Source organism: Pseudoalteromonas fuliginea (assembly GCF_000690055.1).
In the GTDB taxonomy this organism is placed as follows: Bacteria; Pseudomonadota; Gammaproteobacteria; order Enterobacterales; family Alteromonadaceae; genus Pseudoalteromonas; species Pseudoalteromonas fuliginea.
This window is the reverse complement of record NZ_JJNZ01000047.1, coordinates 1-21,282: the sequence shown is the minus strand read 5'-3', so window position 1 is coordinate 21,282 and position 21,282 is coordinate 1. Positions and strand designations below refer to the sequence as shown.

The 21,282-nt window shown below is 39.8% G+C and carries 21 protein-coding genes; 3 read left to right on the top strand and 18 right to left on the bottom strand.

Features of this window, described 5'->3' with window-relative positions; translation table 11 throughout:
- Positions 1 to 19: 19 nt before the first annotated feature.
- Entirely contained in the window at positions 20 to 898 is an 879-nt protein-coding gene (gene prpB / locus DC53_RS07120) for a methylisocitrate lyase (RefSeq protein WP_002962361.1), read from the bottom strand.
- Between the two features lie 97 nt (positions 899 to 995).
- On the bottom strand, positions 996 to 1,658 hold the full coding sequence (locus tag DC53_RS07125; protein WP_033030622.1) for a GntR family transcriptional regulator: 663 nt from the start codon (positions 1,656 to 1,658) through the stop codon (positions 996 to 998).
- A 293-nt stretch (positions 1,659 to 1,951) separates the two neighbouring features.
- On the opposite strand from DC53_RS07125, the gene rsmF reads away from it, so the two are divergent.
- Positions 1,952 to 3,403: a 16S rRNA (cytosine(1407)-C(5))-methyltransferase RsmF gene (gene rsmF / locus DC53_RS07130; RefSeq protein WP_033030671.1), complete on the top strand. Its 1,452-nt coding sequence runs from the start codon at positions 1,952 to 1,954 to the stop codon at positions 3,401 to 3,403.
- Between the two features lie 220 nt (positions 3,404 to 3,623).
- On the opposite strand, the gene DC53_RS07135 is transcribed toward rsmF, so the two are convergent.
- From DC53_RS07135 to yceD, 14 genes are all read right to left on the bottom strand, one after another.
- Entirely contained in the window at positions 3,624 to 5,483 is a 1,860-nt protein-coding gene (locus tag DC53_RS07135; RefSeq protein ID WP_033030621.1) for an alkaline phosphatase D family protein, read from the bottom strand.
- A 4-nt stretch (positions 5,484 to 5,487) separates the two neighbouring features.
- The gene (locus DC53_RS07140) at positions 5,488 to 6,267 is read right to left on the bottom strand and encodes a TatD family hydrolase (RefSeq protein WP_007375259.1); all 780 of its coding nucleotides are present in this window, start codon (positions 6,265 to 6,267) and stop codon (positions 5,488 to 5,490) included.
- 18 nt (positions 6,268 to 6,285) lie between these two features.
- Positions 6,286 to 6,612, bottom strand: a complete 327-nt coding sequence (locus tag DC53_RS07145) for a PilZ domain-containing protein (RefSeq protein ID WP_007375260.1) — start codon at positions 6,610 to 6,612, stop codon at positions 6,286 to 6,288.
- A gap of 12 nt (positions 6,613 to 6,624) precedes the next feature.
- On the bottom strand, positions 6,625 to 7,539 hold the full coding sequence (locus tag DC53_RS07150) for a DNA polymerase III subunit (protein WP_007375261.1): 915 nt from the start codon (positions 7,537 to 7,539) through the stop codon (positions 6,625 to 6,627).
- 1 nt (position 7,540) lies between these two features.
- The gene (tmk, locus tag DC53_RS07155) at positions 7,541 to 8,167 is read right to left on the bottom strand and encodes a dTMP kinase (RefSeq protein WP_008135397.1); all 627 of its coding nucleotides are present in this window, start codon (positions 8,165 to 8,167) and stop codon (positions 7,541 to 7,543) included.
- Positions 8,168 to 8,173: 6 nt separating this feature from the next.
- A complete protein-coding gene (gene mltG / locus DC53_RS07160; protein ID WP_033030620.1) occupies positions 8,174 to 9,160 on the bottom strand; it encodes an endolytic transglycosylase MltG in 987 nt (328 codons plus the stop codon).
- Entirely contained in the window at positions 9,154 to 9,969 is an 816-nt protein-coding gene (gene pabC / locus DC53_RS07165; RefSeq protein ID WP_081824570.1) for an aminodeoxychorismate lyase, read from the bottom strand. The genes mltG and pabC overlap by 7 nt, the downstream gene beginning before the upstream one ends.
- Positions 9,970 to 10,027: 58 nt before the next feature.
- Positions 10,028 to 11,266 carry a beta-ketoacyl-ACP synthase II gene (gene fabF / locus DC53_RS07170; protein ID WP_033030619.1) on the bottom strand — a complete coding sequence of 413 codons (1,239 nt, stop codon included), beginning with the start codon at positions 11,264 to 11,266 and terminating at the stop codon, positions 10,028 to 10,030.
- Positions 11,267 to 11,482: 216 nt separating this feature from the next.
- Positions 11,483 to 11,719, bottom strand: coding sequence for an acyl carrier protein (gene acpP / locus DC53_RS07175; protein ID WP_002962377.1), 237 nt, complete (start codon positions 11,717 to 11,719; stop codon positions 11,483 to 11,485).
- Positions 11,720 to 11,969: 250 nt separating this feature from the next.
- Positions 11,970 to 12,716 carry a 3-oxoacyl-ACP reductase FabG gene (fabG, locus tag DC53_RS07180; protein WP_007375266.1) on the bottom strand — a complete coding sequence of 249 codons (747 nt, stop codon included), beginning with the start codon at positions 12,714 to 12,716 and terminating at the stop codon, positions 11,970 to 11,972.
- A gap of 11 nt (positions 12,717 to 12,727) precedes the next feature.
- Complete coding sequence (gene fabD, locus DC53_RS07185; RefSeq protein ID WP_033030618.1) at positions 12,728 to 13,654, bottom strand: ACP S-malonyltransferase; 927 nt, start codon at positions 13,652 to 13,654, stop codon at positions 12,728 to 12,730.
- 52 nt (positions 13,655 to 13,706) lie between these two features.
- Positions 13,707 to 14,747, bottom strand: a complete 1,041-nt coding sequence (gene plsX / locus DC53_RS07190) for a phosphate acyltransferase PlsX (RefSeq protein WP_033030617.1) — start codon at positions 14,745 to 14,747, stop codon at positions 13,707 to 13,709.
- 12 nt (positions 14,748 to 14,759) lie between these two features.
- Positions 14,760 to 14,930, bottom strand: coding sequence for a 50S ribosomal protein L32 (rpmF, locus tag DC53_RS07195; RefSeq protein ID WP_002962381.1), 171 nt, complete (start codon positions 14,928 to 14,930; stop codon positions 14,760 to 14,762).
- Positions 14,931 to 14,939: 9 nt separating this feature from the next.
- On the bottom strand, positions 14,940 to 15,464 hold the full coding sequence (yceD, locus tag DC53_RS07200) for a 23S rRNA accumulation protein YceD (RefSeq protein WP_007375269.1): 525 nt from the start codon (positions 15,462 to 15,464) through the stop codon (positions 14,940 to 14,942).
- Between the two features lie 131 nt (positions 15,465 to 15,595).
- Between yceD and DC53_RS07205 the strand changes: the two genes are divergently transcribed.
- Positions 15,596 to 16,195 carry a Maf family protein gene (locus tag DC53_RS07205; protein WP_033030614.1) on the top strand — a complete coding sequence of 200 codons (600 nt, stop codon included), beginning with the start codon at positions 15,596 to 15,598 and terminating at the stop codon, positions 16,193 to 16,195.
- A 9-nt stretch (positions 16,196 to 16,204) separates the two neighbouring features.
- Here DC53_RS07205 and DC53_RS07210 read toward each other — a convergent pair whose 3' ends face one another.
- Both DC53_RS07210 and rluC read right to left on the bottom strand, forming a co-directional pair.
- A complete protein-coding gene (locus DC53_RS07210; protein ID WP_204247248.1) occupies positions 16,205 to 16,867 on the bottom strand; it encodes an HAD-IA family hydrolase in 663 nt (220 codons plus the stop codon).
- Positions 16,864 to 17,823 carry a 23S rRNA pseudouridine(955/2504/2580) synthase RluC gene (gene rluC, locus DC53_RS07215; protein ID WP_002962392.1) on the bottom strand — a complete coding sequence of 320 codons (960 nt, stop codon included), beginning with the start codon at positions 17,821 to 17,823 and terminating at the stop codon, positions 16,864 to 16,866. The genes DC53_RS07210 and rluC overlap by 4 nt, the downstream gene beginning before the upstream one ends.
- A 774-nt stretch (positions 17,824 to 18,597) precedes the next feature.
- Here rluC and rne point away from each other — a divergent pair.
- Positions 18,598 to 21,282, top strand: a 2,685-nt coding sequence (gene rne, locus DC53_RS07220) for a ribonuclease E (protein WP_033030612.1), incomplete at its 3' end; no start/stop codon positions are given.

Genomic DNA, 21,282 nt, shown 5'->3' with positions numbered 1-21,282 from the left:
TGTGTGATTTTAATAATTATTATTTGTCAGATTTTGATGAAAAAAGTGTGTCGAGTGTGTTCTCGTACGTGTGGTAATCTAAAAAGTCGTAAAGCTCAGAACGCGTTTGCATATTTTCAATTTGGCTTTGTTGCGAACCTTCATTTAAAATTGCTGAATACACGTTTAGTGCTGCTTTGTTCATGGCTCTAAATGCACTTAGTGGGTAAAGCACCATTTCAACACCTACATCACTTAACTGCTCTTTTGTGTAAATAGGTGTTTGGCCAAACTCAGTAATGTTTGCCAAAATTGGAACGTTAATCGCTTTTGCAAACGCTTGGTAATCAGCAAGGTCGTGTACGGCTTCTGCAAAAATAGCGTCAGCACCGGCTTCAACACAAGCAGCTGCACGGTCTATCGCGGCGTTTAAACCTTCTTTTTGAAATGCATCGGTACGCGCCATAATATAAAAATCGCTATCGGTTTTTGCATCAACCGCCGCTTTAATGCGGTCAACCATTTCACCTTGGCTTACAATTTCTTTATTGGGACGATGACCACAGCGCTTTTGCGCTACTTGGTCTTCAATATGAAAACCCGCCGCACCGGCTTTAGTCATTTCTTTTACTGTGCGCGCAATATTAAATGCCCCACCCCAACCGGTATCGGCATCAACAAGTAGTGGTAAGTCGCTAGCACCTGTAATACGACGAATATCTTCAAGCACGTTATCAAGGCTTGTCATACCTAAATCTGGCATACCAAACGAGGCGTTTGCAACACCGGCACCTGAGAGGTAAATAGCTTGGTGACCCATTTTTTCAGCCATCATCGCTGTGTAGGCGTTAATAGTACCTACCACTTGTAACGGGCGGTTATTGGCAATAGCGTGTTTAAATTTTAATCCTGCTGACATTACTTTCTCCTCACTTTGAACGGTTGCTACGTGGAGTAACTTATAGTTTTAATCTGTAATTATGACTGTTTAACTGCTCTTGCTAGCTTTTAGCAGCTTATGCTTTTTGCTTAGCTAATAAGTCGAATTTGGTTTGAATATTTGCTTGCGATGCGCTTATGTGGCGCTTCATAAGCATTTCGGCCAGTTCGCCGTCGTGGTTTTCAATCGCGTTAATAATAGCTAAATGCTCATCAAACGCTTTTGATACACGCGGCCCCACCATGCCCATTTGTACACGGTACATGCGTATTAATTGATAGAGCTCATTACACAGTAAATGAATTAAATGCGCGTTTTTACTGCCTTGAATAATACGGTAATGAAAATCTAAATCGCCGGCTTCTTGATAGTAAGACTCGCCCTCTTTAACACGTTGTGTTTGCAAGTGCTGATTAAGTAATTGCTTTAAGCCTTTTATCTCTTCGGGTTCCATATTGTCGGCAGCCAGCCTACATGCCAAGCCTTCAAGTGAGCTGCGAACTTGATAAACTTCAATCAAACGCTCAGCGGTAAGGGCAACTACTCGGCAACCTACGTTAGCTTTACGCTCAACAAGGTAGCAACTCTCTAAGCGATTTAACGCCTCTCTAAGCGTTGCACGGCTTACACCATAACGCTTTGCAAGTTCAGGCTCTGATATTTTACTGCCTTGGACTATACTGCCTTCAACAATCTCACGGCGCATATCTACAAATACTTGATCTGATGCGGTAGTTATAGGCGCTTCGTTTAAAAGTGTGTGTCATAAGTTATTTTTTAGATTGTCGACAATTAGTGTGGTTACTATGAGCTTATTAAAAAATCATGTCAACCCTTAAACCTATCAAAATGGCTAAAAAACACGCCCATTGTCGACACTATTAACCTAAAGTCGCATAAAAATGGTTTTAAAATGGACTAAAACAATGAAGTGTCGACAGGGCAATAAATCAGATGTTACGTCTTTAAGCGCTGAAAATGCATTATATAAATGCTATTATCGCGCTTTATTTTTATAGTATGAGCCAACGCGTGAACGCCAACACTTTTATTCCTGAGCACTTTATTGATGACGTAAAAACCTATTTACCAGCGCATCTAAACTTAGATGACTTTTTAAATGCGTGTCGCAGGCCACTCAGAAAATCTATCCGCGTTAATACATTAAAAATTAGCATTGAAGAATTTGTAGAACGTGCAACTGAAAAAAATTGGCTGCTAACCCCCATCCCTTGGTGCAGTGAAGGCTTTTGGTTAGAACGCCCAAGCGATGAAGAGCAAAACCTCGCTCTTGGTAATACTGACTTACATCTAAGCGGTGCGATGTACGTACAAGAAGCAAGTTCAATGCTGCCGCCTATTGCCTTAAAACAAAGTATTAAACTCGCTAACTCGCAAAATAACACCGTGCTTGATATGGCATCAGCACCGGGTTCTAAAACATCACAACTTGCAGCACTTATGGATAACCAAGGCGTGCTTGTTGCAAATGAGCTTTCGTCATCTCGTTTAAAGGTACTTAGCGCCACCTTAAAACGCATGGGGGTTGGTAACTGTGCGCTCTCGCACTTTGATGGCGTTATATTTGGCAACTACATGTTTGAATGCTTTGATAGCATATTGCTAGACGCGCCATGCTCTGGCGAAGGTACTGTGCGTAAAGACGCCGACGCACTAAAAAATTGGTCAATAGAATCAAACATACAAATAGCCCAAGTACAAAAAGACTTAATTAAAAGCGCATTTTACGCATTAAAGCCAGGTGGCACGTTAGTGTATTCAACCTGTACACTTACTCCGCTCGAAAACCAGCAAGTATGCGATTATTTACTCAGTGAATTTGGCGACTATATAGAGCCACAATCCCTAAGTGATTTATTTGAAGGTGCAAGCGAAGCCACAACTAATGAGGGCTATTTGCATGTTTGGCCGCAAACATTCGATAGCGAAGGCTTTTTTATTGCAAAATTTAAAAAGCAAACAAGTTGTAATAATCCAAATCAAACTGTTAAAAAAGGCGCGTTTCCGTTTAACGAGTTTAATAAAAAGCAAAGTGCCGCGTTTATGCAGTCGCTTAAAAAGCACTTTGAATTAACTAATCTTCCTGGCAACTTAATGCAGCGCGACAAAGAGCTGTGGTTATTTCCACAAGGGTTTGAAGCCCTGCAAAATAAAATTAAGTACGCACGCTTAGGTATTCAAATTGGCATTATTCATAAAAATGGCGTAAGGCTAACGCACGAGTTTGCAACCGTATTTGGCAATGAGTGTAAAACTAATATTTACGCGTTAAATAACGAGCAAGCAAATGATTATTTTCAAGGTAAAGATATACGCTTAACGGAAGCAACTCAGACAATAGGTGAAGTAGTATTAACACTGTGTGGTTGCCCTATTGGGCTCGGGAAATGGCAAAAAAATAAGATCAAAAATTCACTACCCCGAGATCTAGTGCAAAATACGCAGTTAATAAGCTGGGTATAAAAAATGGATAACCATTTTAAACTGCGCATAAAAAATCTAAGCATTTGTTATTAAATATAACTAAATGCAAAATTTAGTTATGCCTTTTATCATTACTTAACTACACTTTTAAGTACTTTCTTCTTCTCCCTAAGAATCTAGAAAGTTTTTTTAGTTAACGCAAGACTCAACAGAGAGTCATTCTAAAGCCCAGAGTTTTCCTAATTACTCTGGGCATTTTTTAATTTTCAACTAAATCAAATTCGGTTAATTCCCCAGAGCCATGAATCAATTGATAGCGCGCTAAATTGCCTTGTTCGAGTGTTATTAAACTAATCGCAGAGTCACTTACTAAATACTTTTGCCCTTCGCCCTTAGTTTGGTGTTTATCTACTTCCATATGCCAACGTTTAGTAAAAAAGTTAAGTGGGCTTTTTGGTCCATATAAAATTGAATCTAGTTTATCGAGTACGTTTATTAATTTACGTGGAAATTCGTTTTTAATACCACTGGCGGTAAGTTGCCAAATTCGGTTGGGGTGATTACCAAAACGTTTTTGCACTGAAAAGCAAAATGAATAGTGCACGTCTCCCGATAAAATAAGCGTTTCGTTTGGTGTATCAGTTCGCCTAAACGTATCGAGTAGTTTTTTAGCCGATCCTTCGTGTGCCATCCAGTTCTCTACATCAACCATAAGCGGTTGCCCGCAAATATTAAACATGGCTTGAATAGCTTCTATTGATTTAACACCAAATACGGGGGCTGGCGATACAATAATAACCTGATCGTGGCTTAATAGGCTTTCTTCAAGCTCTGTTAGGCGTTCCCAATCAAGTAGACCTGAAGGCTCGTTAAAATTTTGCTCATTTCGCCAACGGTGCGTACGTGTATCTAGCACCACTACTTTTGGGGTTGTAGTTAACTCGTAATGCCAAAAACTAAAATCGTTTAGTGGTTTATCAAATGCTTTAAACTGCCATAAATTATTAGCAGTACGGCTTTGCTTAAAAGGTGTTAGTAACTCGCCTGTTTTATTTAGTGCATCGTTCCCCATTCCTTGGAAAAGCCAATAACTAATTAACCCGTTATTAATGATTCGTTTACTACTTGGATTTTCATTTATAGCTTGCTCCCACCCAGCGGTGAGGTTCCAATCATCGGTTACATCGTGATCGTCAAACATCATTAATGTCGATACATTGGCAAACAACCGCTCTACTTCACTTAAGCCTTTTGCATAATCAATCAGTGCTGTTTTTTCAGCGTCAAAAATAGTTTTGTTTTGCTTGTTTTGACCTGAATACGTTGTATTTTGTATATCAACGCATTGCCAAGCAGCAGCACTAAAATTTAATAAATAAAGCGCTATGTATTCTTCAAAATGGATAAGGTGATTGTAGGCTTTTACACTTGAAAAGTGAGGTTCGTCTTTTTTTAGCCAGTAACCTATACCTAATTTTGAACGTTTTTGCCAAGGCGTTTTTGGTAAATACAAATGACGATTATAAAGTTGCTCTTTTATATCGTCCGGTAACTCAATGGCAAGTGGTTGCTCTTTATAAATACCGAGTTGCTTAACTAACTGATGAATAGCTAATAACATGGGGCCTGCTACGTCATCGGCGTAAACCTGATCGCCACTGAGCAAGAGTAGTTGTGCACCTTCGTTATTGTTGGCACGCTGGGTATTTTGCCAGTGACTTGCAGACACTAAGCTATCTTTTGCTGGATGATGTGCATTACGGCACGAGCCATGCAAAATATCACTGAGTTTATCGGGGATTACAAATGCAGGCGTTGTTTGACTGCTATAGCACCAAGGCGATAAATCGATTACTGTATCGTCAATTACAAGCTCATAGTTTAATAAGCTATCTAGAGGGAGTTTGTTGTCTATTGGCTTTATAATGACGAAATGCAGATACAAATGTTCCCCTAAAGAAACAGTGTGTTGATCGCTATAACACTCAACATTTAATAAGTTTATTTGGCAGTTTGCAGACTTGCTGGTAGCAAACTGAATACAGACTCCAGTTTGCTCTGCACGGCGCACCATTGGCCCCATTAGTAAAATAGGAAGGTTTGCCGTGTTAGTAATCATGTATTTAGCCTTTAGCTGCTAATTTAAATAAAGAATAAAAGTTCTCGGTAGTCGCTTTAGCCAGTTCATTAAAGCTAATGCCTTTAAGTTCGCTAATGTAATAAGCAACGTCTTCTACGTATGCTGGCTGATTTGTTTGCCCACGATACGGTACCGGTGCTAAATAAGGCGAGTCGGTTTCTATTAATAAGCGATCGAGTGGGATTTTTTTTACGACTTCTTTTAGTTCTAAAGCATTTTTAAAGGTAACAATGCCGGAAATCGAAATATAAAAGCCCATGTCTATGGCTTTTTTGGCCATATCCCAGTCTTCAGTAAAACAATGCAATACGCCACCGCAATTTTCCGCTTTATGTTCACGCATTAAGTTTATGGTGTCGACACGTGCATCGCGAGTATGAATAATTAACGGCTTTTGTAATTCGTTAGCTACTTCAATATGCCCAACAAAACTGGCTTGCTGTACTGCATGTGTATCTTTTGAATAATAATAATCAAGGCCTGTTTCGCCAATAGCGACTACTTTGTCGTGCGATGCTAGGTCAATTAACTGCTGCTTGTTAAGTGCGTCTTTTTGATCAAGTGGATGTACGCCACAAGAAGCTGATACATCGTCGTAATGCTGAATTTTATCAAGCATACTCGGGAACTGATCAAGTGTTACACTTACACATAAAAAATGCTCAACCTTTTTAGCACGTGCTTTATCAAGCACTTGGTCAAGGTTTAAATCAAGTTTATCAAAATCAAGACGGTCTAAATGGCAATGCGAATCTACAATCAAAATTGGGCCTGTTTTTTACTACATGGTGTAAGTCGGATTACCGGAGTTTAACATAGTCCCCAGTAGTTTTTCGATCTTAGAATTAAGGTTTGTTTTATCATCTAAGAAAGTAATACCTATCCCTGGTGGGTTAGAGCTTTGTGCACCTTGTGGGGTGATCCACGACACTTTACCCGTCACTACATCATCTTCTAGTGCATCAGGCAAGGTAACTCTAAGTGCCAATGAGTGCCCTACTTCGTAACGCATATTAGTGGGTACAAATAAGCCACCTTTTTTTAAATAAGGCATATAACAACGATATAATTCATCTAGATCATCTATATCAACTAATAGCTCTTGCATGTTTAATCCTTTTTATGAATTACGTAATATGTGCGCTAATCGCGATACTGCAAGCGGTAAATTAAGCCCAAGGATTTTTGTGTTATTTTGCAAAAATTCACTCAGAGCCTGTTGCGCAATCTGATATGCATCAAAGCTCATGCCTTGCATTAACTGCTGCTTTAGTTGCTCACTTAAGAACAAAGTAAATATGCGAACAAGCTCAGGCTGTTTATTTATAATATCGACTAACACTTTAAAATTATGACTTTGTTTAAACTCAGTTGCAAACTTATAAAGCATATCAATACTTTGTAACTGACTTTGCTCTTGCCAATGCTTAACTTGTAATGGTTGGCTATAAAAAAGTGGCAACCAGCTATAACCTTTAATTTGCAATGACTCAAGCCATTGCTGGGCAAGTTGTGTGTTTATTACTTTTATATCTGTTTTAGCACACCGGCTTAATATCGTGGCCGGAAGCTGTGCAGCTTGGCTTGTTGTAAGTATCAAAAATCGGCTATTACTTGGCTCTTCTAGCGTTTTTAATAATGCATTTGCTGCGGCGGTTGTCATTTTTTCACAATTTTTAATAACAACTACTTTGTTACCATTTTGCGCCGCAGAGTGATTCATAAAATCACTGATCCCGCGTATATCGTCTACGCCAATACTTTGCCCATCAACCTGCGTTAAACGTTTATCAGGGTGCGTGCCTGCAAGTGTGAGTAAACAACTTTTACAGTGGCCACACGGTGCTAAAATACTATTAGCAGCTGCTGATTGCTGTACTATATTTTGGCACAATAAGGCATTAGCTAACTGATCGCTTAACTCGAATTTACCAACGCCAATGGGTCCACAAAACAACTGTGCATGATGAAAACGCTGGCCACGAAAGCTCTGCGCTAAGCGTTGCTGTGTATCGTGTAGCCAAGGCAGTGCCATATTATTTTAGCCCTTCAAAAAATGTACGTAGTACGTTAGTTATATCGCGGTGTACTTTATCGATGTCTTGGTTTGCATCAACTGTTTTAATTGAGCTGTCGTCGTTAGCAAGCTCAAGGTAACGCATGCGAGTGCGCTGAAAAAACTCAATAGCTTCTTGCTCTATTCTATCAAGTTCGCCTCGCCCTTTTGCACGTTCAAGGCCAATAACAGGGTCAATATCAAGGTAAATAGTTAAATCGGGCTTCAATCCTTTTAATACCATTGATGATAACGACGCTAGTGTATTTGAGCTAATACCTCGTCCGCCACCTTGATATGCTTGAGATGATAAATCATGGCGATCAGCCAATATCCATTGACCTTGCTCAAGCGCAGGATTAATGACGTTATGCATTAACTGCGAACGCGCCGCATACATGATCAGCAATTCGGTTTCAAAGGCAATTTCTTCTTCATGCTCTGCTTTTACAAGTGTGCGCAGTGATTCGGCTAGTGGTGTTCCGCCTGGTTCACGTACATTTATAAAGTCGATCTGTTTTTTGTTTAAAAAATCTTGGCATAACGAAATAGCGGTTGATTTACCAGCGCCTTCTAGCCCTTCTATTACTATAAATTTTGGTTTCATAAAATATTAATTCTTTTTATTTAATATATACGTTTTAACTGCCGCGTTATGCTGTTTTAACGTGGTTGAAAACTGGTGGCTACCATCGCCTTTTGCGACAAAGTAAACGTATTCACTTTGCGGCGGATTAACTGCAGCTAAAATAGCGGCTTTTGATGGCATTGCTATAGGTGTTGGCGGTAAACCATTAATACGATACGTATTGTAAGGCGTATAATCGCGCAAATCTTTACGTTTAATATCACCATCAAAATCAGCGCCTAGCCCGTATATTACGGTGGGATCGGTTTGCAGGCGCATATTGGTGTTTAATCGATTAACAAACGCTGATGCAATTAACGGACGTTCGCTGGCAAGGCCTGTTTCTTTTTCAATAATTGAAGCCATTATTAGTGCTTCGTATGCTGTTTTATAGGGTAGATTAGCAGCGCGCTGCTGCCAAGCATCATCTAATGTTTGCTGCATTTTCTGTGCTGCACGTTTTAATACACCGCTTGCAGTATCGTTATTATGATAATGGTAAGTGTCGGGGAATAACCAGCCTTCTAAGTGCGTGTCATTACCCAGTATTTGTGTACTTAGTTCATCACTTTTTAAATCGTTTTGTAAATTATCGGCTTTTTTAATAGCACTTAGTACTTCACGTAAGTTTTGCCCTTCAATAATGGTAAAACTAAAACTGACTTGCTGGCCTTGATTAATTTTTTTTATATTACTGATAACACTATCGGCTGTTAGCTCGTAAAGCCCCGCTTTTAAGTCGGTGAGTGTGGGATCTAATTTGGCAATTACCTGATAGCGCCAGCAACTTTCTACCCAGTTTTTAGCTTGCCATTGATGGCATAACTTATTAAAGCCAGTGCCATGCTTAACTTCAAATTGTGTGTTTTGAGCTACCTTTAACGGGCTATTTATTGTTGCTTGTAATTGCTGGTAACCAACAGCAGTGGTTATAACAGCTAAAAAGAGTACCGATAAAATAACTTTTAACACTCAGCCTCCTTGGCTAATAATTTAGTTAATAATGCGTGGCTGTCGTCTGTATTAAATACCTGTTGTTCAATACGTTTTACTGGTACTGCTCCCATTAAGCTATTACACACAAATACGGCGTCTGCTTGGATTAAGTCTTCTACTTTCACGCGTTTAAATTCAACTGGTAATTTAGCACATAACGATTGTAGGTAAACGCCCTTTATTCCGCACTCATCAAGCAGTGGCGTAAACACACACTTATTTTTAATCGCAAAAATATTAGCTGCTGAGGCTTCAATTACATTGTTATTGTAATCAAGCACTAACACATCGTCGCAGTTTTGCGTTTGCATTGCTTTTTTAACTAGTACTTGCTCAAGCCGGTTTAATGTTTTAAGACCTGCTAAATAAGGTTGTGCAGCTAATTTAATCGGGCATATTTCTAGACTTACACCCTTTTTAGTAAGCGCACTGTAATTACTAGGGTAATCTAATACACTCAATAAAATAGTAACATTACACTCACTTGGCAGCCCATAACCACGTCCGCCTTCGCCTCGCGTTACAAGTATTTTAAGCACGTTGAGTGATGCTGCTTTTATATGCAAAGCAATTTGATTTTCAAGGCTATTAAAATCTAGCTCAGGAAAACCCAAACGCTGTGCACATTCAATCAAACGCGCTTTATGGTGAGCCCAATACTGTACTTGCCCATCAACAACTTTAGCCGTTGTAAAAAAGCCGTCACCGTAATTTAAGCCTCTGTCACGCGTGCTTAAAGTGCTGTTTTGATCTACTGCTATTATTGTTTGCATTTTATTTGGCATAAAAAAAAGCCCAGTTAAACAACTGAGCTCTTATAATTTGATTCGTTGTTAAAAAAGATTATACCTTTTTAAACAGCAACGAGCCATTAGTACCACCAAAACCGAACGAGTTACACAGTGCAAAGTCTAGCTTTGCATCACGTGCAGTGTGCGCAATATAATCTAAGTCACACCCTTCGTCTGGGTTATCAAGGTTAATAGTTGGCGATACTTTTTGATCCGTTAACGATAAAATCGAAACGATTGATTCAACAGAACCCGCAGCACCTAATAAGTGACCCATCATTGATTTAGACGAACCGACCATTACATCTTTAGCTGCATTACCAAAAATAGATTTAACAGCGGCAGTTTCGGCTTTATCACCAGCATGCGTTGATGTGCCGTGTGCATTAATGTAGCCCACTTGCTCTGCATTTACTTGCGCATCGTTTAATGAATTTTGCATTGCAAGGGCAGCGCCTGCACCGTCTTCTGGTGGTGATGTCATATGGTACGCGTCGCCACTCATGCCAAAGCCTACAAGCTCAGCATAAATTTTAGCACCACGTGCTTTAGCATGTTCGTACTCTTCAACTACAACAACACCTGCGCCGTCAGAAAGCACAAAACCATCGCGGTCTTTATCCCAAGGGCGAGAAGCCGCTTGTGGATCGTCATTGCGGGTTGATAGTGCACGTGCAGCATTAAAGCCACCCATACCAATTGGTGTACAGGCTTTTTCGGCGCCACCGGCAACCATTGCATCAGCATCGCCATAAGCAATCATACGCGCAGCATGGCCTATGTTGTGCAAACCTGTTGTACAAGCCGTTACAATAGAAATATTTGGGCCACGAAGCCCATGCATTATTGATAAATGACCTGAAATCATATTAATAATGGTAGATGGCACATAAAATGGCGATAACTTACGCGGACCACTATTTAATAGTTTAATGTGGTTTTCTTCGATAAGCGTTAAACCACCAATACCTGAACCTACAGCCACACCTATACGTGTTGCATTTTGCTCTGTTATCTCGAGGCCAGAATCTTCAAAAGCTTGAACACCCGCTGCAATGCCGTACTGGATAAATAAATCCATTTTTTTTGCATCTTTTGGTGACATATAAGCCGATGCATCAAAGTCATTAATTAAACCAGCGAACTTTGTACCAAATTTTGATGTATCAAAGTGGGTTATTGTTTGAATACCACTTTTACCATCTAATAAGCCTTGCCAGGTTGATTGAACATCATTACCTAGCGGCGTCAACATTCCTAAGCCAGTTACGACGACTCGACGTTTAGCCACGGTTTGCCTCCAATAAGGGATATTTTTATAAGGTGGATGATCATACCCAAGCTACCTCAAAGTGCTAGTCCCAAAATAGATTAAAAACGCATAACACTAGCAAAAATAATTTTTAGTTAAGATTGGGAGTTAAGGTTTGTTTTTGAATCACGAACTTTGAGGTGGTTTGGATATATAGATTAAGGGCAGCGAATGCTGCCCTTAATTTTCGATTAATTACTCAGCGTGAGCTGTAACGTAATCGATTGCAGTTTGAACTGTAGTGATCTTTTCAGCTTCTTCATCTGGGATCTCAGTATCAAACTCTTCTTCAAGAGCCATTACTAGTTCTACAGTATCAAGAGAATCTGCACCTAAGTCATCTACGAAAGAAGATTCATTTTTAACTTCTTCTTCTTTAACACCTAGTTGTTCAATGATGATTTTCTTTACGCGTTCTTGGATATCGCTCATTCTTCTTTCCTTTATTAAAAACGCCAATGCGTTATTTTCAGATTGCGGCGTAGTTTACGCCGCATAATTCTCTGATTCAATGATTTGGCCATAAATAATTGTCTGGTCAAACCTCTGAGTGTAAGTTTTATCTTTTATCGCTTATTTTCACAGCAATTTCAAGTATGTTTAAAGCAAGTTCACAAATAATTCAATGTTTTTGAGTTAACTAACTTAACTTAATTTTATTATTTAGCCGATATTATGACTACTAAACCATGTACATCGCACCATTTACATGCAAAGTTTCGCCTGATACATACGCAGCTGCGTCAGATGCTAAATAACACACTGCAGCAGCAATTTCGTCTGGTTGACCTAAACGCCCTGCTGGAACATTGGCAAGCGTTGCTGCTTTTTGCTCATCAGTTAAATCATCAGTCATATCAGTTTGAATAAAACCAGGTGCCACTACGTTAACTGTAATACCACGAGATGCAACTTCGCGCGCAAGTGACTTAGAAAAACCAATTACGCCCGCTTTAGCCGCCGCATAGTTAGCTTGCCCTGCATTACCCATAGTGCCTACTACTGAGCCAATATTGATAATACGGCCTTTCTTTTTCTTCATCATTGGACGAAGTACCGCTTTAGATAAACGGAAAATCGAGCTTAGGTTAGTGTCGATTATATCGTCCCACTCAGTCTCTTTCATACGCATTAATAGGTTATCACGTGTGATACCTGCGTTATTAACAAGTACGTCAATATCGCCAAAATCAGCTTTTATTGCGGCAAGTGTCGCTTCAATAGATGCAGGATCCGTTACATTTAATGCATAACCTTTACCACTATCACCCAGGTACTCACTGATTTTAGCAGCGCCTGACTCGCTTGTAGCAGTGCCTGCAACTTTTGCACCTTGCGCAACTAATGTTGTTGCAATTGCTTTACCAATACCACGGCTAGCGCCAGTAATTAGGACAATTTTGCCCTCTAATGAAAATAAATTAGACATTTTATATACTCTTATTTAGCTGCAGCGATTGAAGCGGCATCGTTTACTGAGCCACAGATCATTGCTCTATCAATTCGTTTAGCAAGTCCTGTTAATACTTTACCAGGACCAAATTCGTAGCTTTGTGTTACATCTTGCGCAACCAAGGCTTGTACTGTTTCTGTCCAGCGAACTGGGCTGTATAGTTGACGTACTAGTGCATCTTTAATTGCATCAGCGGTCGATTCAGCTTTTACATCAACATTATTAATTACATCACACTTAGGTGTATTAAATGTTAAAGCGGCTAAGTCTACCGCTAGCTTATCCGCTGCTGGCTTCATTAGTTCGCAATGTGAAGGTACGCTAACCGAAAGTGGTAATGCGCGTTTAGCACCAGCATCTTTACATGCTTGTGATGCTCTATCTACTGCCGCTTTATGCCCTGCAATAACAACTTGACCAGGAGAATTGTAGTTAACTGGAGATACAACCTCACCTTGCGCTGAGGCAGAACACGCCACTTTTATTTCTTCATCGCCTAAGCCAATAATCGCAGCCATTGAACCTACGCCTGCAGGCACAGCTTCTTGCATGTATAAACCACGGTTTTCAACAAGCTTAACAGCTTCACTCAAGCTTAGTACGTCGCTACATACTAGTGCTGAATATTCACCTAAGCTGTGACCGGCCATAACAACGTCGGCATCTGGGTTTGCTGCAAGCCAATCACGATAAATAGCAACACTTGCAGTTAATAATGCAGGTTGTGTACGGTGAGTTTGATTTAATTTTTCTTCTGGGCCATTAAGAACTAGCTCTGCTAAGTCGTAACCCAATGCATCTGATGCTTCTGCAAATGTTGCTTTAACAATGTCAGAACTCTCTAGTAGCTCTTTTAACATACCAACGCTTTGCGAGCCTTGACCTGGGAATAGAAGTGCAATTTTTTGTGCCATACTTTGCTCTTTTTAATTAAACAAATAAATAATGAAATACACGGCACATCAATTATTGATTAACCGCCGTGTTTTTAGAATGTGTTTTTTCGAAAATAGCGGCTATTTTATCAGGAAGTTGACGTTCAACCTCTTTTACCGCTTCATCAATTGCTGCTTGAAATGCTTTAGCTGACGCATTTCCATGACTTTTAACGACAATACCGCGCAATCCTACCAGAGAAGCACCGTTATACTGGTCGGGGTTCACCCTTTTATAGAGTTTTTTTATTATTGGACGCAATATAAACGCCATACATTTATATAAAAGGTGCTTTTCGAGCGCAACTGTAAACTTATTCATAATAAGCTTGGCAATGCCTTCGCATGTTTTAAGTGCAACGTTACCCACAAAACCTTCGCATACAATAACATCAGCCTTGCCAGAAAAAATATCGCTTCCTTCGCTATAACCAATGTAATTAATATGTGGGCTTTGCTGCATTAATTGTGCAGCCTGTTTAATATCATCGTGACCTTTAATATCCTCAGCGCCAATATTTAATAAGCTAACGCGAGGGTTATCGCAGCCAAGTGCTTGGCCAGCAACTACAGAGCCCATAATGCCAAACTGATACAGCATTTGCGCATCGCAGTGCACATTAGCACCTAAGTCGAGTAAATATACTGGGTTTTGGCTTTCTGTAGGAACAGATGAAATGAGTGCGGCACGTTTAACACCTGGCAGCATCTTTAATACATAGTGAGCCATAAAAAATAGCGCACCAGTATTACCTGAACTAACACACGCTTGAGCTTCGCCTGACTTAACTAAATCAAGGGCAACACGCATAGATGAATCTTTTTTTGAACGCACAGCAATTGCAGGTTCACAAGCATTAGTGACTATTTCACTACAGTGACGAATTATGAGTCTAGGATGAGGTAAGGAATCGAGGGATTCGAGTTCTTTAGATATAACGTCTTCATTGCCACATAAAATGAGAGTTAAATTGGCATGAGCGTTTACTGCGTGAACGGCAGCAGGAATAGATGAACGGGGGCCGTAATCGCCCCCCATCATATCTAACGCTATGGTTAGATCATTCAGCATATAAGTAATCTCTTATTTAGAAATTACTTGAACGCCTTTGTAGTAACCATCTGCAGTCACATGGTGACGACGATGAGTCTCACCAGATGTTTGATCTACAGTTAAAGTTGGACCACTGATCGCATCGTGTGAACGGCGCATGCCGCGTCTTGCACGAGACTTTTTGCTTTTTTGTACAGCCATAGTCTTCTCCTAAGAATCTTTCTTAAGTTGTTTCAAAATATCAAATGGATTAGGTTTATCATCTTCCGCCTTTAAAACACCAAAGCTGGCAGGCTTTGCTGAATAACTGCATGAAGCTTCGTTGTGGGTAGCTACTAATGGAATTGCTAAAATTAGTTCGTCTTCAATTAAATCAAAAACGTTAACTTCACCATTTTCATCAAGCGCTACTTCATCGTAGTCTTCTGGAAAAATATCTAACTCTGTATCTTCACCTACTGGTGAATATGCAAAGTCTTGAACCAAATCCAACCCTAAATCACCATTACAACGTTGACAAATGACAGTAACGTGTGTGGACAAATTGCCTCTAATCACAGCGAAACCTTGATCATCATTCTTGCAATGTATTTTTACCGCTATTTCACCTACTTCTTCCTGCACAACTTTCTCTAAACGAGTAAGTTTTTCAAGCGGTACAATTCCGTCATACTTTAAACGGTGCTGCGCTGCTTTGCCTGGATGAAGAGTGATGGGAATTTTCACCTTTTGCATAGGGGCTGCATCATATAGATAGTTAGTTTGTTAGTCAAAGTAAAAAACCATTTTTACTTGGTTTTTAACGTGTTTTACTCTCGGATCTGATTTATCCTAACTCAATCTGAATTATCTTAGGGAAACAGTCCGTGAAGCACCCACTTATTTTAGCGTCAAGCTCGCCTTTTAGGCAGTCTTTATTACAAAAATTTAATTTACCATTTGATACATTTTCACCAGACGTTGACGAGTCAGCACTTGAATGCGAAACACCTACCGAACTGGTTAAGCGTTTAAGTGAATTAAAAGCCTCTGCAGCTAATAAACACTTTAACAAAGGGTTAGCTATTGGATCAGACCAAGTCGCTGTGTTTAACAATCAAATTTTAGGTAAACCACACAATAAACAAAATGCCGTAAAACAACTAAATTTATTTAGCGGGAATACTGTAACATTTTTAACTGGGCTTTGTGTTTACGATATTGTAACTGGCACTAAAAAAACCTGTGTAGAACCTTTTAATGTGACGTTTAAAACACTCAGTGATGCACAAATTAGTGCTTATTGCGACGCAGAGCAGCCTTATAATTGTGCTGGCAGCTTTAAAAGTGAAGGGTTAGGTATCTGTTTATTTGAAAAACTAAGCGGAGACGATCCTAATAGCCTAATTGGATTACCATTAATTAAACTCAGCCAATTACTGGCTGAGTTTGGTATTGATGTACTTACTGCTCAAAACAAGTCCTAGTTAAATAAATTAACCAAGCAAAACCTGTTGTAATTGCAGATAATTATCTACCATTGCAACAGGGCTAAGCTCATTTAGCTGCTGTGCGTTATGTACACCCATTGTTACGCCAATTCTATCCATGCCTGCAGCTTTTGCCATTGTCATGTCTATTTGGGTATCACCAATCATTACAGCTTCTTGAGCGCTTATGCCAAGTTCTTCAAGTAATTGATACAACATATCTGGAGAGGGCTTTGATTGCGCTTCGTCACTTGTACGTGTTGCACTAAAAAAATGTCTAAGTTGGCTTTGATCAAGCAAACGCTCTAATCCATCCCTACCTTTACCTGTGGCAACAGCTAAAACAATGCCCTGCTCTTTTAAGGCACCTAAAACGCTAACAACATTATCAAATACAGGAGTTGGCGTGGTATCAACACTATATTGGTGTTTATACCCCTTAATTAGCGTTTGATGCTGCGCGGCATTATCGGGAAATAAAACATCAATTGCTTTTTCAAGCGACATACCAATAATGTTTTTAATGGCTTCGTCACTTGGTGACACTAAATTAAGTGACTCAGCACTACTACGAATACAGTTAACTATTTTAGTGACTGAATCCATAACGGTGCTATCCCAATCAAAAATGACGAGCTTATATTTTTTAATTGGCGTCACTGCAATCACTGTTTTGCGTCTCGTAATTTTAGTAATGTATTTTTAAGCGTTTTATCAAGGGGCGCTTCAATACGCATCGTTGTTTCGTTTTTAGGATGATAAAAACTTAAATCGTGTGCATGTAAAAATAATCGGTTTAAGCCAACTTTACGCATAGATTCATCAAACCCTTGATCGCCGTATTTATCATCACACGCTATTGGATGACCTTTACACTGCGTATGCACACGAATTTGGTGTGTACGACCTGTAACAGGCGACGCTTGTACAAGCGAGCAATCATTAAAACGTTCAAGTACTTTAAAACGCGTATGCGAAGGCTTGCCCTCAGTGTTATCTACACGTACTACGCGTTCACCCGATTTAAGCGTATTTTTACGCAGCCCTTCGGTTACATTTTTAGTTTTAGAGTCCCACTGCCCTTCAACTAGTGCCCAATAATTTTTTTCCATTGTTTTTTCACGAAGCTGTTCATGCAATGCTGTTAACACCGAACGACGTTTTGCTATAAGTAAACAACCCGATGTATCACGGTCAAGCCTGTGAACTAGCTCAAGACTGCGCTCCTCTGGGCGAAGCGCGCGCAAAGCTTCAATTAAACCATAACTTAAACCACTGCCACCATGAACAGCCATGCCTGAAGGTTTATTTATAACGATAAGGTATTTATCTTCAAATAAGATATCGTTTTCAAGGCGAGTTACTTTATCTAGTTTTGATGGTACAAACTCTTCACGCTCAGCAACCCTGATAGGTGCAATACGAAGCACATCGTCAAGCTGTAGTTTATATACAGGCTTAATACGCTTTTTATTAACGCGTACCTCACCTTTGCGCAAAAGTTTATAAATAGCGCTTTTAGGCACCCCTTTTAAATGGGTAATAAGAAAGTTATCAATACGCTGACCTAAATGGTCTTCATTGATCGTGACATAAGTTACTTGTAAGTCGTTTTTTTCTGACATTGCCTAATCACTAATTTAAGTAAAATAATTTAGTTGCTAACACTGTAATAATAGTGGGATAATCAGCAGCGCAAATATTTAGTATTTGCAAATAACAACGGTGCTTTTTAACACATTAAAACATTCGTGATGCACATTCTGGGTAGCCGATCATACAGATCCGAGTTAAGTTTTCCAAAGCTTTTATACATACCTAGTCAACACGTGCGATCAATTAACGGCAATGCGCGTAATATATTGCTGGTTAAGTTTGAACATGAAGTGGTTTTTAATGCGATTGAGAAAGCAATGAACAGATAATTTGTCTGATAGTGACGACGTAAAAACACGTCGTTCAGCATTTGCTCAATTATTGTAGTACCGTACAGCAGCTTATTTAGAACTAAAAAAATCTAATAAATAAGCGTTCATTAACATTGGTAGCAACTTTTGCTCTTAAAATGGATATTAGTGATACATAAATATGTATTACTCACCAACTTAATGAGCCCTACGCACCTAATATGAATGACATTTAGTAAGATTGATATGACAGGCCAACTTCTGTGTAAAACATGTAAACGTAGCTGAAAAGCCGACTGTTTTAACACCATTTAGAATTTAATAACGGTAATACACGTTATTGTTTGCCAGCATTTAAAATACTGCGTACGAAAATACAGAGCCGTTCCGTTAAAGACCCAGTCGTGAGGCTGCACATTCTAAAAATAGGAACAACTGAACAGGCGATAAAAACATCGTCATGTCAGCGACATAAATAAGTAGAGTAACAATATGAAACGTATGCTAATCAATGCAACGCAGCAAGAAGAAATGCGCGTAGCACTGGTTGATGGCCAGCGCCTATATGATTTAGATATAGAAAGCCCAGGTCACGAACAGAAAAAAGCCAATATTTATAAAGGCAAAATAACCCGCATTGAACCATCTCTTGAAGCAGCATTTGTTGAATACGGTGCTGATCGCCATGGTTTCCTCCCTTTAAAAGAAATAGCCCGTACTTACTTCCCTGCAGGTTACACTTTTCATGGTCGTCCGAATATTCGCGACGTAATCAAAGAAGGTCAAGAAGTAATAGTACAAGTTGATAAAGAAGAACGAGGCCAAAAAGGCGCAGCGTTAACTACTTTTATCAGCGTTGCTGGTAGTTACTTAGTTCTAATGCCTAACAATCCTCGTGCCGGTGGCATTTCTCGCCGTATTGAAGGTGATGAGCGCACTGAACTTAAAGAAGCACTAGGTCGTTTAGAATTACCTAAAGGTATGGGCTTAATTGTTCGTACTGCTGGTGTTGGTAAGTCATTTGAAGAACTAAACTACGATTTAAAAGCATTATTAGTACACTGGGAGGCTATTGGCCAAGCAGCCGACAGTGCTAAAGCGCCTTTTTTAATACACCAAGAAAGTAACGTAATATTTCGCGCCATTCGCGATTATTTACGTCGCGACATTGGTGAGATATTAATTGATAAACCACGTGTTTTTGAAGAAGCTAAAGCGCACATTGAGCGTTTTCGTCCTGATTTCATGAGCCGCGTTAAGCTTTACCAAGGCGATACGCCATTATTTACACATTATCAAATTGAAAGCCAAATCGAGTCAGCGTTTCAGCGTGAAGTGCGTCTTCCATCTGGTGGTTCAATAGTTATTGACCCTACTGAAGCATTAACATCTATCGATATTAACTCGTCTAAAGCAACAAAAGGCGGTGATATTGAGGAAACAGCACTAAATACTAACTTAGAAGCTGCTGATGAAATTGCACGTCAGTTACGTCTTCGTGACCTAGGTGGTTTGATTGTAATCGACTTTATCGATATGACCCCTCCACGTCATCAACGTGAAGTAGAAAATCGCTTAAAAGATGCTGCTCGCCCAGATCGTGCTCGTGTTCAAATTGGTAAAATCTCACGCTTTGGTTTACTTGAAATGTCGCGTCAGCGCTTGCGTCCTTCATTAGGTGAAGCAAGCCAAGGCCCATGCCCTCGCTGTAGCGGACAAGGGACTATTCGTTCTAACGAATCAATCGCACTTTCTATTCTTCGCTTAATTGAAGAAGAAGCAATAAAAGACAATACGACACAAGTAAATGCACAAGTGCCTGTTGCTGTTGCCGCTTATTTGTTAAATGAGCAACGACGTAGTGTTCATCGTATTGAAAAACATCATAAATGTGATGTAGTGATTATTCCTAATCAACATATGGAAACACCACATTACGAAGTTATGCGTTTACGTAAAGACGAAACACTTGAAACGGTAAGTTACGGACAAGTTATTGCGCCTGAGCCTGAAGTATTTGAGATGTCTAAATCTCCAAGTACTCCAGTACGTGAAGAACCAATGCTAAAAGGTGTAGTAATGCCTTCTACACCAGCTCCACAAGCAGCGCCTGCACAAACAGCTAAGCCAGTGACCAATGAGACTAAAGCTAATGGTGGCTTATTTACAGCAATCACTAAGTGGTTTAAGTCGTTATTTGCTACTGAAACGGTAGAAGAGAAAAAAGAAGCCGCTGAAAAGCAGCAAGAAGAAGCACGTAATAACCGCAGAGGTAACGATAACCGCCGTCGAAATAACAATCAACGTCGTCGAAATAATCCTCGCACTAAGCCTCGTGCTGAACGCAGCAATACTGATCAAGATGAAGCTAAAACTGATTCACCAGTAACTAACGAGAACCAAGAAAGAAACGAAAATCGCAACAAGCGCCGTCGTAATCCTAACTCTCGTAAGCGCCCAGAGCATAAAAACCAAGAAAAAGATCAAGTTAAAACTGAAGCCCCTGCAAAGCCGGAAGTAGAAACTGATTCTAAACCAGCACAAGCTGCAGAGCCTAAAGAGCAGAAGCCTAAAGTTCGCCGTCAACGACGTAATTTACGTAAAAAAGTACGTTTACAAGACGAAAATGCTGAACAAGCAAAAACAGTAGATAAAATAACAGAACAAACTGTGGTAAGTGATGAAAAACCACAAGTTAAAGAGCAAGTTACGCCTACTGTAGAAAAGCAAACGCAAGCTCCAGCAGAAAAAACAGCGCATATTAAAGAAGAGAAAGTTGACGTTGTTGATTCTAACGATGAAACATCTGCATCTGATGAAGAACAAGAGCAAACACGTACACGTTCACGCCGCTCTCCTCGTCATCTTCGTGCATCTGGTCAACGTCGCCGCCGACCAGAAGGTGAAGGTTCTGAAAACAAATCAGACGAAACACCTGCATTTGTACCAGTAGCAGATCAAGCTGCAGCTGAGTATGAAGCTGAACTTAAAGCTAAATCGCAAGAAACCGCTGTTGATGCTTCTGAAAAAGTTGAACAAGCACTTGCTGTAGAAGACTTGGCTAAAGTTGAAGCGGTTAAAGAATCAGCTGAAGTTGAAGCACCTGTAGTGACTGAGCAAGCAGCTGAAATTGAAGCACCTGTAGTGACTGAGCAACCAACTAAAGTTGAAGCGCCT

Excerpts from the sequence above, each read along its gene's own strand:
- prpB (WP_002962361.1), bottom strand. The coding sequence starts at position 898 with ATGTCAGCAGGATTAAAATTTAAACACGCTATTGCCAATAACCGCCCG.
- DC53_RS07135 (WP_033030621.1), bottom strand. The coding sequence starts at position 5,483 with ATGATTACTAACACGGCAAACCTTCCTATTTTACTAATGGGGCCAATG.
- DC53_RS07145 (WP_007375260.1), bottom strand. The coding sequence starts at position 6,612 with ATGCAAGAGCTATTAGTTGATATAGATGATCTAGATGAATTATATCGT.
- DC53_RS07150 (WP_007375261.1), bottom strand. The coding sequence starts at position 7,539 with ATGGCACTGCCTTGGCTACACGATACACAGCAACGCTTAGCGCAGAGC.
- tmk (WP_008135397.1), bottom strand. The coding sequence starts at position 8,167 with ATGAAACCAAAATTTATAGTAATAGAAGGGCTAGAAGGCGCTGGTAAA.
- pabC (WP_081824570.1), bottom strand. The coding sequence starts at position 9,969 with ATGCCAAATAAAATGCAAACAATAATAGCAGTAGATCAAAACAGCACT.
- acpP (WP_002962377.1), bottom strand. The coding sequence starts at position 11,719 with ATGAGCGATATCCAAGAACGCGTAAAGAAAATCATCATTGAACAACTA.
- fabG (WP_007375266.1), bottom strand. The coding sequence starts at position 12,716 with ATGTCTAATTTATTTTCATTAGAGGGCAAAATTGTCCTAATTACTGGC.
- fabD (WP_033030618.1), bottom strand. The coding sequence starts at position 13,654 with ATGGCACAAAAAATTGCACTTCTATTCCCAGGTCAAGGCTCGCAAAGC.
- plsX (WP_033030617.1), bottom strand. The coding sequence starts at position 14,747 with ATGCTGAATGATCTAACCATAGCGTTAGATATGATGGGGGGCGATTAC.
- rpmF (WP_002962381.1), bottom strand. The coding sequence starts at position 14,930 with ATGGCTGTACAAAAAAGCAAAAAGTCTCGTGCAAGACGCGGCATGCGC.
- yceD (WP_007375269.1), bottom strand. The coding sequence starts at position 15,464 with ATGCAAAAGGTGAAAATTCCCATCACTCTTCATCCAGGCAAAGCAGCG.
- rluC (WP_002962392.1), bottom strand. The coding sequence starts at position 17,823 with ATGTCAGAAAAAAACGACTTACAAGTAACTTATGTCACGATCAATGAA.